Source organism: Paenibacillus sp. FSL R5-0407 (assembly GCF_038009185.1).
Taxonomy (GTDB): Bacteria; Bacillota; Bacilli; order Paenibacillales; family Paenibacillaceae; genus Fontibacillus; species Fontibacillus vini.
Window position 1 is genome coordinate 425,116 of the sequence record NZ_JBBPAX010000002.1, and the last position, 15,219, is coordinate 440,334.

Genomic DNA, 15,219 nt, shown 5'->3' on the forward strand with positions numbered 1-15,219 from the left:
GTCTGATTAGATGCATGTTTTACAGCTAATTCTTAAAAAATCAATTTTAAGCACAATTTAACTGTAGGTTTTACAGTTAATCCTCCTGGGGAGCACAAAATTTCACGCGCAGCAAAGTCAAAGTCAAAGGCCGCTTCGTCAGCCGACAACTTGTCGGACGAAGCGGCCTTTGAAGTGATGCGAGCCGGACTGGCAGCTGCGCAAGGGTTCCCTCGGCGTGCTGCGCTGCAAGGTCGCAGCACGCGTGCCAGGCTAGCGGAACAGCGCCAGCAGCTGTTCCGCGCTTAGCTCGGCGGTCGACGCGAGCCGCAAGTCGGCCTCGCCGAGCCGGTCGGCGCTTCCGATGCCGACCGACTTCATCCCGGCGGCGTTGATCGCCGCGATGCCTGCGGCCGCGTCTTCAACGCCGACGCAGTTCTCCGGCGGTACGCCGAGCAGCTCCGCCGCCCGGAGAAATATCTCCGGGTCCGGCTTGCCCTTGCGGACGCCCGCAGGGTCCGCCACCGCCTGGAACCAGGAGCCGGCGTCCAGCCGCTCCAGGATCAGCGGGGCGTTGTGGCTGGCCGAGGCCAGCCCGACGGCGATCCCCCGCTCGCGCAGCGCGGTCAGCAGCTCACCGATGCCCGGCAGCAAATCGCCGGGCGTCAGTTGACCGATCAGCTCGCGGTAGCGGTCGTTCTTCCGCGCAGCCAGGTTTTCCTTCTCCGCGGCGGTCCAGGAACGGGTGCTCTTTTCCAGCAGAATGTCCAGCGATTCGCTCCGACTGACACCCTTAAGCCGTTCATTGACGTTCCGGTCAAAAGGAATGCCCAGTTCGTCGGCAAGCTCCTTCCAGGCAAGGTAATGATACTCCGCCGTGTCCGTAACCACGCCGTCCAAGTCAAAAATTACTGCCTCCAGCCGCGCGGCCAGGGACATTACAATTTTCTTCCCGGGCGGCAAATGGACCAGCTCTCCCTTGTGTCGAATCGTAAATGCATCGCCTTCACGCAGCGTGTACACCACCTCATCGTGCCCGATGCAAACCTCCAGCAATCTGCCGCGGTTCGCCACTTTGAATCGGCAGTTCTTCCACTGCGGCGGCAGTGCGGGCGAGAACGAAAGGATGCCGTCCCCGTACAGCCGCAGACCGCCGAAACCGTTCACGACCGACATCCAGGAGCCCGCCATCGCGGCGGTATGAAGGCCATCTTTTACATTCCGATTGACGTCGTCCAGATCCATCCGCACCGTGCGGTTAAAATATTTGTAAGCCTCCTCCAGATCACCGATCTCAGCGGACACGATACTATGAATGCAGGGCGATAAGGAGGAATCATGAGTGGTCAGCGGCTCGTAATACCGGTAATTCCGGATTTTATCGGCCAAAGTGAACCGGTCTCCGAGCAAAAACATCGCCATCACAAAGTCGGCTTGCTTCAGTACCTGATGGCGGTAAATCACGAGCGGATGGTAATGCAGCAACAGCGGGTATTTATCCGCTGGCGTGCCCGCAAAATCCCACTTTTTCTTCGATAAAAACGTATCGTCCTGCGCATAAATCCCGAGTTCCTCATCAAAAGGAACAAACATAAGATTCGCCGCTCTCTTCCATTCCGTCATCTCGGTGTCCGTAAGTCCGATTTCCCGCTGCAGACGAGCGTAATGCTCCGGATAGCTCCTCCACAACAGGTCCGCCGTTTCGCAGGCATAATTCAACTGTTCCCGGACCAACAGGTTCGTGTAGGCGTTGTTATTGACGATGGCCGTGTACTCGTCCGGTCCGGTTACGGCATCGATGCAAAACGCCCCGCCCCGAGCCGGGTTAAAGTGACCGAGATCGACCCAGAACCGGGACGTCTCAAACAGAATCTCTGCACCTTTCTCCGCTAGAAAATCCAAATCCCCCGTCGCCAGCACATACTGCCGAATTCCGTAAGCGATATCCGCATTAACGTGCGCTTGCGCCGTTCCCGCCGGAAAATAAGCCGAATTCTCCTCACCGGCGATCGTACGCCAAGGATATAGCGCCCCTTTCTGCGACATTTCCGCCGCGCGTTCCCGCGCTTTGTCCAGTGTCACATAACGAAACTCCAGCAATGCCCGGGCAATCTCCGGCTGGGTGAACGTAAAGAAAGGCAGCATGTACATTTCCGTATCCCAAAAATAATGCCCCTCGTACCCTTCACCGGTCAGTCCTTTGGCCCCGATATTGGTGACCCCGTCCCGCCCCACCGACTGCAGCAAGCCGTAGGCATTGAACCGCATTCCCTGCTGAAGCGCGGGGTCGCCTTCAATCTCCACATCTCCCCGGCTCCAGAACCGGTCCAAAAAGACACGCTGTTCAGCAGCTAGCGCCTCAAAACCCACTTGCTCTGCGTCCGTCAGCACCTTGATGTTACGGGGGACGAGTTCCTCCTCCGGGTAGTCCTTGGAGGTGTGGTAAGCAATATACTTGGTGAGCCGCGCCGTCTCCCCGGTTTCGAGCGGAAACACATACTTTATTCCTTTGCGTGGACCATCCGCGACCACTCTATTTTCCACTTCTCCCGGAGCATCCATGGAGTGTCTTATTCCCGTCACCAGCGAAAATCCGGTGTTCCTCGTCCGGTGCTTCATCCAGCATCCGGCCGCTTCCCTGCCGCTCTGTTCCAGCAGCAGGCTCGGCTCCAGGCGCCGCGCCCCTACCCTCGGATCGCCCGGAGAACCTCCTTCCGCTCCCGCGACCTCTCCGTTAATCAGCGAGATCAACCTTAGCTCTCCATCAAAATTGAGCGCCGTAACTTCATAACAGATCGCAGCCAGATGCTTGCGCTGCAAGGCGACGAGACGCCGGATCTTGATCATGACCCGATGGCCGGCCGGCGATTCCCATTCCACCTGCCGATGCAGCAGCCCCCCCTTCATATCCAGCACCCTGCTGTGTATGTGGGCGGTCCCGCTCTGCAAGCTGAAGGGGTATCCTTCAATCTCAAGCCGCACGATTTTGGCATCAGGCACATTCAGCATCGCATGGTTGCGCGCCGGATATCCGTAAGCACCTTCCGGGTAATGGATCGGCTCGGAATCATAAAATCCATTCAAATAGGTGCCGGTAACCGAGCCGCCCTCCGTTCCATGGTACCCTTCTTCAAAATTGCCGCGCATTCCGATATAACCGTTTCCGAGGGCAAAAACACTCTCGTTTCTCTGGTGGTTTTTCTCCGAATATTCCTCTTCCCGGATATGCCACGCTTCGTAAGGATACAAAGCTTCCGAGTGCGTGCCCTGCTCCATGTTGATCTTGGTTTTCATCGCTATGAGGCTCCTCCCGAAACGAAACTGGTTTCTCGTACAAACAACGAATTCAACCCTTTACCGAACCGCCCATAAGCCCTCTGACAAAATATTTTTGCAGGAGGAAAAAGATGGCGAGCGGCATCAGCATCGAAATGAACGCGGCCGAGGTCAGCAAGTGCCAGTCGTTCCCGCGCGAGCCGACGAGATCGGCGATTTTCATCGACATGACCTGTACATCAGGCTGGTTCCCGATAAAGATGAGCGAAACGAGATAATCGTTCCACACCCACAAGAATTGAAAAATACCGATAGAAGCCAAAGCCGGTACGGACAACGGCAAGATCAGCCTAGAGAAGATCGTGAAGTGACTCGCCCCGTCGATAAAAGCGGATTCGAACAAATCCTTCGGCAGTTGGCTGATGAAGTTATACATAAAATAAATGACGAGCGGCAGGCCGAAGGCCGTATGCGCCAGCCAGATTCCTAAGTAACTCCCGTTGAGCCCGAGCGCCGTGTAATCTTTGAGGACCGGAATCAACGCCACTTGAAGTGGAATAACTAGCATCGCGATAATGACGACGAACAGCGTCTTACGGCCCGGGAATCGCAGCCATGCAAATGCATAAGCGGCAAAAGAAGCGATCAGCACCGGAATCACCGTAGCAGGAACCGCGATCGTCAGTGTGTTCCAGAATGCTTGGGACAAGCCGCTGCCTTTTTGCACCGTCTCGCTACCGTCGGCATTTTTCAGCTTATACTCCTTACCGGAGAGTACGTTTTTGTAGTTGTCCAGCGTCAGCGCCGGCTTGAACTCCCAGCCCTTCTCCATCACGCTTAGCGTGCGGGCTCTGCGGTTCTCCCACATCAGGCGGTCGCCGTCCACGGTCACCCCGGATTTCAATTGATCATCGGTGAACGTTTTGCCGCCCACTTCGATCGGCTGCCGCAAATCCGTCTCTTTGGGTAGCTGGACACTCTCGCCGGATTTCTTCCAATCCTGGTGAGGGAACACGTTCCACCAGCCGGTCTGGAGAATGTCCGCCGCAGGCCGAAATGAGGAAATGAATAACCCGAGCGTAGGGATAAGCCATAGCAGGCAAATGAAGCCGAGAATGATATTAACTAGCGTTTTGCTGCCTTTTCTCTTTTTTCGCCCGACCATTAGAATCCCCCCTGTTTGCGAAACTGGCGCAGATTAATGATGATCACCGGCAAGACGGCAATGAGCAGCACGATCGCCAAGGTCGATCCGTACCCGAAATTGCGGTACATGAAAAACTGCCGGTAAAACTGTGTAGCAACGACTTCCGTATCGTATTGACCGCCTGTCATGACCATGACGACGTCAAATATTTTCAGCGTAAAGACGATAATCGTGGTGGTTACCGTAAGAATTGTCGTGGAGATGTAAGGAATCATGATGCCGAAAAAGATTTTCACTTCCCCCGCTCCGTCCACGCGCGCCGCCTCCAGAATATCCTCGGGAACCCCTTTAATGGCGGCGGAGAAGATCACCATGGCAAAACCGGTTTGCATCCAGATCAGAATAAGAATGAGAAAAAAGTTGTTCCACGGCTGAATCATACTCGTCCAGGCCTGCGGTTCGCCCCCGAAAAAAGTAACGATCGCATTCAGCAACCCGATTTGCTCGTCGCCCGGCTGGTAGTAGTAGACAAACTTCCAGATCACCCCGGCGGCCACGAAGGAAATGGCCATCGGCATGAAGATGATCGACTTGGCCAGTTTCTCGAAGCTGCTGCGGTCGGCCAGAATCGCAATCAGCAAGCCGAGGCTTACGCAGGCCAGGGTGCCGACAAACACCCACAGCAAATTGTTGCGCAGCGCTATGCCCATCAAGCGATCGCTGAAGATGGCGGCGTAATTCGCGAGGCCGACGAATTTTTCCGAAGATGCATTGAAAAAGCTCAGGTACAGCGTCCGTAGCGCCGGCAAAACCAGCAGCCAGCCCAGCAAAATCGCCCCCGGCCCGATGAAAATATACGGCAGAATTCTCCGGCGCACCTTTTCCGGGTACTGTTCGGCCGCGAGATTCAGCGTAAAGTACAGTAGGTACACGCCGAGCACGCCCCATATGACCGCCAGCACAGCCGTCACCAGCGGATTCAACGTCGAATCGCGAAAAAACATAAAGATCGCGCCATGAACCACGAGATTGCCCAAAAGGATAACGACCGACAATAGCACGGCTTTCAGGCTAACTCCCTGCTTCGCTTGTGCACTCATAATGGCTCCTCCTCAAAGTTTTGCGGAGCAAAACTTACTTCGTAAGCATTCACTTCGTTTTGCGGAGCAAAACTGACATCTGATTTTCATAAGCAATCGCCAATAATCTGTTGGCTTTGATGAAAAAAAGAGGGGCCCGCTCAAATTTAAGTCAGCCCCTCTCCTGTTTTTCCGGTTCCGGTGCCCTTCGGCATAAACTTTGCCTTTTGGCAGTTCCGTTACCTTCCGCACTTCCGGAACCTTTCGCAGTTCCGGAACCTTTCGCCAGTCCCATTCCCCTCTCAATCCCAATCTAACGGACACCAGCGCCGTTATTGGATCGAAAATGGCTGTTTTGCAAAGCTAACGGACACACAGGCCCTTAACTCACTCCATTCACCCAAAAACATGCGTTCAACCTGCATTTAAGGGCCGTCATGTCCGTTAGAATTTAAAATGCCGTGTTTTCGGCATTTTAAGGGCTGTGATGTCCGTTAGCGAGACCTCGCGGCCGAGATTAACGCGGAGGAATCAATCTCGGACGAGACCAACGTGGCTGAGATCGAGCTCGCTGAGACGAACCCGATCCACCGCCATTAGGCATGGCCTCTTACTAACTTCCATTGCCTTTCGGCACTTCCGTTACCTTCCGCACTTCCGTTACCTTCCGCCAGTCCCATTCCCCTCTCAATCCCAATCTAACGGACACCAGCGCCGTTATTGGATCGAAAATGGCTGTTTTGCAAAGCTAACGGACACACAGGCCCTTAACTCACTCCATTCGCCCAAAAACATGCGTTCAACCTGCATTTAAGGGCCGTCATGTCCGTTAGAATTTAAAATGCCGTGTTTTCGGCATTTTAAGGGCTGTGATGTCCGTTAGCGAGACCTCGCGGCCGAGATTAACGCGGAGGAACCAATCGCGTAGGAAACCAACGTGGTTGAGATCGAGCTAGCTGAGATGAACCGCCGTCCGGGATCCATCCTACTTGCCGAGACCAGTTGCCGACGGGAACAGCCATCGACAGTCCGCACCCAACCGCCGAGATCAATCGCATACTTGACCGCCCTCCGGACGAAACGAACCGCCAGCCGAAGTCGCCCCCTATGCGACCTACCGCCAAACGCGACGGCCAACCACAGAATCCCAGCGCACAAAAATCAGTTCTTCCAGCCTGCCTGGATCTGCTCCAGCGCTTTATCCAACGTCGCCGTTCCGCTCACATAGTCCGTCATACCTTTCCAGAACGTCCCTGCGCCGACTTGGCCCGGCATGAGGTCAGATCCGTCAAAGCGTAGCGTGGAAGCTTCTTGAACGAGCTTCGCCATGCGACGGTCGGATTCCGAGCTGTACCAGTCCAACGCTGCGTCATTCATTGGCGCGATTACGCCGCCGGATTGAACCCAAGTCTTGATCGACTCGCCAGTCGTAAAGAATTCCATTACCGCACGAACTTCAGGACGGTCGTTGAACATCGCGTAAATGTCGCCCGCTACGAGCACCGGTTTGCCGTACTGCTCATCGATCGGCGGCAGGTAGAACCAGTCATAGTCCACGTCCACTTTGGCCGTTTCCGGGAAGAAGCTGGTTATAAAGTTACCTTGACGGTGGAACCAGGATTTCGGCGGATTATCGAACATCGGTGCCGGAGCGTCGCCGAAGGCGGTTGTCACGATCGATTTGGTGCCGCCGTATACGTAGTCTTTGTTCAACCAGATTTCGGACATGACTTCTACCGCATGCTTCACTTCAGGAGAGGTGAAAGGCAGCTCCCCTTTTACCCATTTATCGTAATTCTCTGGCGATGTGGTGCGGAGCATGATGTCTTCCACCCAGTCGGTAGCCGGCCAGCCGGTGGCCGCGCCGCTCTCAATCCCGATGTTCCAAGCCGCGTCCCCGTCCTTGGCGATTTGCTCGGTCAGAGCCATCATTTCATCCCAGGTTTGCGGAACTTCGTAACCGGCTTCCTCAAATTGCTTTTTCGGATACCATACCAAGCTCTTCACGTTGCTGCGGTTCCAGATGCCGGCCATGATTTTTCCGTCTTTGCCGTCCATCGTTCCCATGTCCAGCCAGCTCTGATTGTAGTTCGCTTTCAACTTTTCCTGATCCAAAATGTTGGTCAAATCAATAACTTTGCCGGTCTTGGCAATCGAAGCGAGCAACCCCGGTTGCGGGAAATCCGCAATATCGGGAGCATTGCCGCCGTCCACCCGGATGTTAATCGTTGCTTCAAACTCCTTGGAGCCTTCGTATTGAATATCGATACCTGTTTTCTCTTCAAATTCCTTAATGCTATTCTCGAACTTCACCTGGTCGGCGTCCACAAACGGACCGAACATCGTGACCTTGGTGCCTTTATATTCGCCTTTCATTGCCAAATCCAGCGGGGAACCGCTGTCATCACCGCCGTTATTCGTTCCGCCCTGATTATTTCCCGAAGCCTCGTTGTTGCTTGGAGCAGGAGCAGGCGGTTCGTTCTTCGAGGCATTATTTCCGCCCCCGCAGGCGCTGAGAACCATCGTGAATGAAAGACAAAGTACGAGCAGCAGTGACCATTTGCGTGCAGAAGTCTTTTTCATCTTTTCAACATCCCCTTTGATTTTTTAGAAGCAGTTCCAACTTTCCAGCCATCCTCTGAGGGTCTTGATGTCCCGGCAATGCTAAGGCGAATCACCTCCTTAAAAGCTTGCAAAGCTTTTCAAAATAACAAATCAATCTCTATTTTTCATGAAAAATCGTGCATTTCTGTTACTTCCTATTCTTCTCATCCTGTCGCCACATACTATGTATGCGTTTGCATTTTGATCTATTCCTAAAAGCTTCTCCGCATTTCCGCCAGGATATAGATTAGATTCAGCTTCATTGTGAAAAGCTTTTCAAACTCTACGGAAAAGAGGCGAGGTGCTTCATCTTCCCCTGATAGTTACGATGAGTTTCACTTCACCATCCCCTGGCAGAATCTCTTACGATCGATCTTTCCTACTCATCTTTCCCTGGTAGATTCCCTTACGATCAGTCTATGCTTCATCTTCTCCCGGGTGACCTTCACGCTTCCCGTCGTTACCAGTTCATGCAGTTGTTCCGCGGAACGGTAGCCCAATTCGTAAATGGGCTGGGCGATCGTCGTGAGCTTCGGAATGAACATACCGGCCATGCGGACATTATCGAATCCGACGACGGATACTTGACCGGGCACCAGCACATTACGGTCCTTCAAGTACGAAATCGCACCCATAGCAAATTCGTCGGCGACGCAGAATACGGCGGTGGTATCGGGATACTCCGAAAAAAGTTCGTGGGACGCTTCATAAGCATGTTCAAACCGGTGACTCGCATATTTAACCTTCTCAAGGTTGTGCTCCAAACCGAATTCCTTAAGCGCCCTGGCAAACCCTTCAATACGGGGCGGTCCCGCAATTGAATTCACATCGTTGAAGCCGATCATTCCAATTTGCTTGTGACCCAGCTCGATCAAAAACTTGACCGCATCGTAAGCGGCGGCTTCGTCGTCCACTTCGACGCTGGGAATGTCGTACTCGTCGGAGTGCGACGAGACCATAACAAACGGAATCCGACAGCCCACCAGCTTGTCGTAGTATTCGGGAAACAGCATATCGCTGGCGAACACGATGCCGTCGACCTGCTTTTCATGAAAAGCATCGATGTACGACAACAGTCGCTCCGGGTCCCGATCCGTATTACAGATCATGAGGCTGTACCCGAGCTTGATACAGGCATCCTGCATCCCCCGAATCATGCCGGCGTAATACATATTTTCAATATCCGGAATAAGCAAGCCGAGTGTAAAAGACTTTCGATAAATGAGGCCTCGTGCAAAAGAGTTCGGCTGATACTGCAGCTCCTCGATCGCATCGAGCACTTTTAGACGCTTACTCTCAACTACGGTTTCCGGTGCGTTCATTACGCGGGATACCGTGCTGATGGAGACTCCCGCCATCTTGGCAACATCCCGAATGGTTGGTTTCATTATGTCTACTTCCTTTTTTGAAAAGCTTTTCAAGTGCAGTATAGCAAACCTGATTTTAAATAACAAGCACTTTTTGAAGCGCTTACATAAAGGTGGTAACTGCACGGGTGATCGTGCATGGGTGATAGCGGTGATTCTTTAATTCTTCCTCATGTTTAAAATACAAAAATAGCCCCCATCGCCATTACCGGAGGTTCCCCAATTACGGATAACTTCCGGTACGGCGATGCGGGCCCATGCTTTTATTTCAAGCTTCAGATCTTTTTATTCGGCCGCCAAATCCCTGGCGGAGGTAGTGACTACAATTCTTGATGACAACCAAGATCCCAGGAGGGCTACTATTACGCTCACGAGAGCAACAACGGCAATTCCTCCACCATTGAGCAGAAGCGGGAGCCGGACAAGGCCGTAGGAGACCAGAATTTGCTCAAGCAGCCGAGGAAGCAGATATACGCCGCATACTGAGCCGATAAATGCTCCGATCAGTGAAAGGACCCCAATCCCCAGACTGACGGCAGCTCTGATTTTACGGGAAGTCATGCCGAGAGATTTGTATATTCCGTACGTTTTGCTCTCTTTTCTGATTTGAATCCGGCAGAAACTATAAATGATCAGAAAGGTGACCAGACAAAACAGCAGTCCCATAAAGCCCATTGGAGCGATCAAGACAACCTCCGCCTCTTTGTAAACCGAATCCAGCAGCGTCTGTTGGGTCACGGCCGACAATGAGTCGCCATACTTCCGATTCAGGTCCCGCACGATTTCGTCGGCTTGGGACTTATCGTACAGATTTAGATAACCCATCTCCCTTTCACGGTAATCCGGCCGATAACTTCTCACCGTATCCGCGGTTACTCTAGCGGAAAACGACATATTGGAAATCGCTTGGTATATCCCGCTCACCGTAAGCGTGAGCTTGTGTCCTTCGAGGTAAATCTCGACCATGTCTCCCGGCACTTTCCCCAGTGTTCTCGCCAAGTTGAAACCTAGGGCAATTTCATTCCCGTTGCGCGGGTTATCTCCCTGAATCGAGGCGAAGCCGAACTCCTCATACCCGCCTTCAAGTACGCCGACATAAACGTTCAGCGACCGGGAACGGTCATCCTTCACCTCCGAGTCCTCCAGCGGAAATACCCCGGTCATATCGTCGTTCCAGCCGACGGACTTCACCCTGGAGTCCAACTTCATATCCGCTTCAAATCGCTCCCCGGAGAATACGGCTTGATTAAACACAGTAACAACGACAGGCGCATCGTCATATCCCCACAAAGCTGAGGTCCGTCCGATATTAATAATGCTATACAGAAGGACAAACCCGAGTACAAGCACCGCCGAGCTAACGGTCGTCAGGAGCAGCATCACTGTGGCCGCCTTTCGGTTGCCGTTTAAATTCCGCAGCGCAATTACGCCGGTCACCGGTATTCTCCCGAAACTGAGCCGGGAGTTCTTGTTCCGGGGATTCAGGCGCCTTGCCATCCGGCTGTATTCAGCTTCGGACATCCCGTACCGGATTGCCTGGACCGGTTGTACCTTCCGGGCCTTCCCGGCGTATAACCATACGCTGATTAAGACAAGCAGAAAAATAAAGCAACCGACAGCCGATCCCAGGGACAATCCTTGTATTTGTAATAAGTCATCCCCCGTTTTCAAATACTGCAGCGATCTGCTCACAATGCCGACGGCCAGCAGCCTGCTGATCAAAACTCCGGGTATAACGGCCGCCAAAGCAACCAGGCCATATTGCAGCACGTAAGCCGCTACGGTTTGTTTCGAAGTCAGACCCAGTGAACGAACAATACCGATCGTCCGATAATGGGTCATAATCGCCTCCGAAACGGTAAATGCGACCGTAAACAAGGCTACGAGCATCATAACCGATCCGAGAAATATCATGATAAATCCGATGACCTTATTAATAATCAAGTAAAAAGAGGATAGTTCCTCGAATTCGCTTTTGGTCTCCAGATAGGGGGTACCGAGGTAGGATTCGAATCGTTCCCAGATCACCGGGCTTTGACTGTAATCCTCATATCTCAGCCCCATCATATATTGATCACTCCCCGGCAGAGAAGCCAGTTCCCGGTCGTAATCCTCGCTGTTCATCCAAATTCGGGCATTTATCGTGAACGGCGAACCATATGCCAAGTCAACCACGATACCCGACACCGACAATTCGAAGCTGCGGCTGCCTGACTGAAAGGTCAAGGTATCTCCCTGTGTAATGCCGTGAGTGTAGGCCAAGGAGGTAGGTATCCATATCGTTCCTTTGGCGGGAGTTATTGTTTCGGTACCCTGGGCAAAAATCAATTTATCCACATTAGCAGGTTGCTCCGGCGTATTCATCATAAACATATAGATATTGGAAATCTCTTGTCCGTTATAGGTTAATCCGTCAAGATTTCGAAACGGTACCAGTGCGGTCGCCTGAACATCGGACTGCTCATCCCACCACTTATGAATCAGCCTTGGATCGTGAAGCTCATCCCCCATCGTTAAAATTTGATGAGCGCCTGCAGTCTTGTTATGCATATCCTTATATAGGTTCCCCGTGTTGGCAAAAACAAGAGACGCCGTCGTCAGCAGCAGCGTGGACAGCATAATGAGCAGAGCAATAAGTCCGTTTTGAATCTTCTTCCTCCGCAAATAGGAACGGCAAATGATCCAGATCGGCTTCATACGCTCACCCCTTTCCCGAAACAAGGGAAAAGATGACGGACTCTCTGGTTTCCATATCCCGTTCATCGAATTTACCGAATTCCAGTAATCCGCCGACTTGCCCGTCCCGGATGAATATAAGCCGGTCAGCGCGGCAAGCCGCTTGAATATCGTGCGTGACCATGACGACCGATTGTCCCTTCCGGTTCAATTCCGTCAAAATATTCAGCACAGCGACGCCATGCTCATAATTCAGGCTCCCTGTCGGTTCGTCCGCAAAAACCACTTCCGGAGCATTGATCAACGCCCTAGCAATCGCCGCGCGCTGCTGCTGTCCCCCCGAGGTCTGGAAAGGCAGGCGGCCGCGCAAATCTCCGATGCCCATCGCGCCCATAAGAGTCTCTGCCTTGCCATTTACTTCTTTTGGGGGATTTCCCGAGATATGTCCCGGCAGAGTGATGTTCTCGAACAAGGTTAAATCCGGGACCAAATTGATGCTTTGATAAATATAACCGATCCTTTTGGCGCGAAAATCCGCCATTTTCTTCTCGTTAAATGTATCGATCCGCTCTCCGCGGAAATGAACCTCACCGGCGGTCACGGTGTCAAGTCCGCTGAGCATGTACAACAGCGTGGATTTCCCCGATCCGGAATTGCCCATGATCACCGTAAAGTCGCCTTCGTAAATCTCCAGGCTTAAATTGCGGATAGCATGGTATTGTTCGCTTCCGGTGGAATAGGTTTTGCACAAATTCACCGCTTCAATAATCGCTTGCTTCTTCAATAGATACCCTCCCAATCTTGCTACGAACAGCTGCTATTTCGTGGTTATACAACCATTGTAGAGGGCATTTCTTACCATCCTCTTATCGATTTATGAATAAAGTATTACTGCCTCCTCCTAATCCACCGGGAGGGTAAAATGAAATTCCGTCCCCTGTCCTTTGTTGCTGCGAAAAGAAAGCATCCCCCCATGCGCTTCCACAATCGTTTTGCAGATTGACAAACCTAGCCCCGCGCCTTCCGTACGGCTGTAATGGCCTCCCTCTTGCCCGCTCTTACCTTGATAATAACGTTCGAAAATAAAGGGCATATCCTGCGGCCGAATACCACTTCCCGTGTCCGTTACGGAAACTCGCAGTTGCCCGGTTTCAAGCTCGATGCTTATGCTTATCCGGCCGCCTGCGGGGGTAGCTTTTAGCGCATTGACTATGAGATTGGAGATTACTTGCTCCATCCGGCGAGCGTCCGCCGAAATCAGAACATCTGGGATCATAGCAGGTCCAATGTACGTGATGCCACGTGTTTCAACTAGGTGCCGGGCGGGCTGCAAAATCTCTTCAAACATTCGCCTGCTGTATTGCTCTGTCAGTTGGATCGAGATCTGACCCAGCTCCCTTAAGGCATGGAGGAGCAGATCGTCAATCAATTTGGCCATTTTATCGCTCTGGGTATGCATGACATCAGCATATTCACGTACGGTTTCCATATCCGGACTGACTCCGTCCCTGATGGCCTCGATATAGGCTTTGACGGTAGCCAGCGGTGTTTTCAGGTCATGCGAGATATTCGATATCAATTCTTTTCTGGACTGTTCCCCCTCGTCCCTTCGACGGTGCAGATCCATAATCTCCAGGCGCATTTGATCAAATACCGCATACATTTCGCCGACTTCATCAGCTTGGTTATATTCCACCTTTTGACCATAGTCCCCTCTGAGAATAGCTTCGCTGTAATCCTTCAGCTTGGTCACAGGTGATATCATTCCGTGATTTATTTTTCTATGTAATACAAACAGCAGGCCTGACAGCACGATAAAAGCCAGCAGCATGATTACGCCGGGCAGTATCGCGTGCGAGACCCTTTTTGTAAGTAAGGCTTCATCCGCTTGCAATTCGAATATGGCGTTACCGACTTGAGTTTGTCTGTCGGGGTCCACGACCGGAAAAGCGATCTTGTAGGCGCCGGGCCCACTCCGGGCAGCGGATAAATCAAAATGAACCGATGTTTTCGGATTAATGCGGGTAGGAGATCCGCTCTGAGAGGAGTTAAAAATCACGCTGCCGTCCAGCCCGGCAAACAGAAGGCTCACTCCGCGCTGGGTCGATAAGTCGCGCAGAGATTCACGAACCGATTCGTCCCCGGACAGCTGTTCATGATTCTTTTCCAGATAAACCATAAAATCGCTGACGGTCAATCGGGCTTGATTAATGGCCGAGGTGGCGCCGGGATTGCCCGAACGCAGCAGCCCCATAAGTAAGTAACCGCCGCATGCGGTAATGATGACAACACATACCATCGCGGCGATAATCCATCGTTTTGTCCAAGTTTTCAAATCCATATCTAAGCTTCACTCGCTCCCGTAACCTGTTCGTCGCTAAACTTGTAGCCCACGCCCCAAACGGTCTTGATATAAACGGGATGAGCCGGATCGGCCTCGATTTTTTCGCGGATTCTGCGGACGTATACCGTGATCGTGTTCTCATCGCCGTATGCACCGTATCCCCATAGCTCATCCAATAATCTGCTCTTGGAGAACACCTGATTTTTATGGCTGGCAAGAAAAAACAACAGTTCGAACTCTTTGGCCGAGAACGAAACTTCCCGATCCGCAACCGCGACCCGGTACCCTTTTTTGTCGATCACAAGATCTCCAAAGGTCAATACATCTTCTTGCCGGGCAGCGGCATGAATCAAACGCTCGTTTCTCCGCAAGTGCGCGCTGATTCTGGCTACCAGTTCACTGAGGGAGAATGGCTTAGTCATGTAATCATCTGCCCCGAACCCGAGTCCCAGCACCTTGTCCGTATCGCTGCCTCTGGCACTGAGGATCAGAATCGGGGTATCCAGCTTTTCGCGGATTTGCCGGCACAGCTCGATTCCGTCCGCGTCGGGTAACATAATGTCCAGGATGATAAAATCCGGCTGCACCGCATCGATCAAATGTACCGCTGTTTTTCCGTCGCCGGCCACATGGACTTCGTACCCATGGACTCTAATATAATCCTGCATAATCCTAGCCATGTCGGCTTCATCTTCGACCACCAGTACTCTTCGTTTAGCTTCCATAACTTCCTCCACCGCATCCCGC

Annotated in this window: 9 protein-coding genes; all 9 read right to left on the reverse strand. The window is 52.4% G+C overall.

What is annotated here, in order from left to right:
- Positions 1-252: 252 nt before the first annotated feature.
- The 9 genes from pgmB to NYE70_RS21230 all read right to left on the reverse strand — a co-directional run bounded on the left by pgmB (position 253) and on the right by NYE70_RS21230 (position 15,197).
- On the reverse strand, positions 253-3,273 hold the full coding sequence (gene pgmB, locus NYE70_RS21190; protein WP_341048006.1) for a beta-phosphoglucomutase: 3,021 nt from the start codon (positions 3,271-3,273) through the stop codon (positions 253-255).
- A gap of 52 nt (positions 3,274-3,325) precedes the next feature.
- Positions 3,326-4,420 (reverse strand): carbohydrate ABC transporter permease, encoded by a 1,095-nt coding sequence (locus tag NYE70_RS21195; RefSeq protein WP_211021551.1) that lies wholly within the window; start codon positions 4,418-4,420, stop codon positions 3,326-3,328.
- Positions 4,420-5,502 carry a carbohydrate ABC transporter permease gene (locus NYE70_RS21200; RefSeq protein WP_341048007.1) on the reverse strand — a complete coding sequence of 361 codons (1,083 nt, stop codon included), beginning with the start codon at positions 5,500-5,502 and terminating at the stop codon, positions 4,420-4,422. The genes NYE70_RS21195 and NYE70_RS21200 overlap by 1 nt, the downstream gene beginning before the upstream one ends.
- Positions 5,503-6,642: 1,140 nt before the next feature.
- Entirely contained in the window at positions 6,643-8,064 is a 1,422-nt protein-coding gene (locus tag NYE70_RS21205; RefSeq protein ID WP_341048008.1) for an ABC transporter substrate-binding protein, read from the reverse strand.
- A gap of 404 nt (positions 8,065-8,468) precedes the next feature.
- Positions 8,469-9,473 carry a LacI family DNA-binding transcriptional regulator gene (locus NYE70_RS21210; RefSeq protein WP_211021548.1) on the reverse strand — a complete coding sequence of 335 codons (1,005 nt, stop codon included), beginning with the start codon at positions 9,471-9,473 and terminating at the stop codon, positions 8,469-8,471.
- A 264-nt stretch (positions 9,474-9,737) separates the two neighbouring features.
- Entirely contained in the window at positions 9,738-12,149 is a 2,412-nt protein-coding gene (locus NYE70_RS21215) for an FtsX-like permease family protein (RefSeq protein ID WP_341048012.1), read from the reverse strand.
- 4 nt (positions 12,150-12,153) lie between these two features.
- Entirely contained in the window at positions 12,154-12,912 is a 759-nt protein-coding gene (locus NYE70_RS21220; RefSeq protein ID WP_211021546.1) for an ABC transporter ATP-binding protein, read from the reverse strand.
- A 117-nt stretch (positions 12,913-13,029) separates the two neighbouring features.
- Positions 13,030-14,469, reverse strand: a complete 1,440-nt coding sequence (locus NYE70_RS21225) for a sensor histidine kinase (RefSeq protein WP_341048013.1) — start codon at positions 14,467-14,469, stop codon at positions 13,030-13,032.
- A 2-nt stretch (positions 14,470-14,471) separates the two neighbouring features.
- Positions 14,472-15,197, reverse strand: coding sequence for a response regulator transcription factor (locus NYE70_RS21230; RefSeq protein ID WP_213655367.1), 726 nt, complete (start codon positions 15,195-15,197; stop codon positions 14,472-14,474).
- Positions 15,198-15,219: the final 22 nt, after the last annotated feature.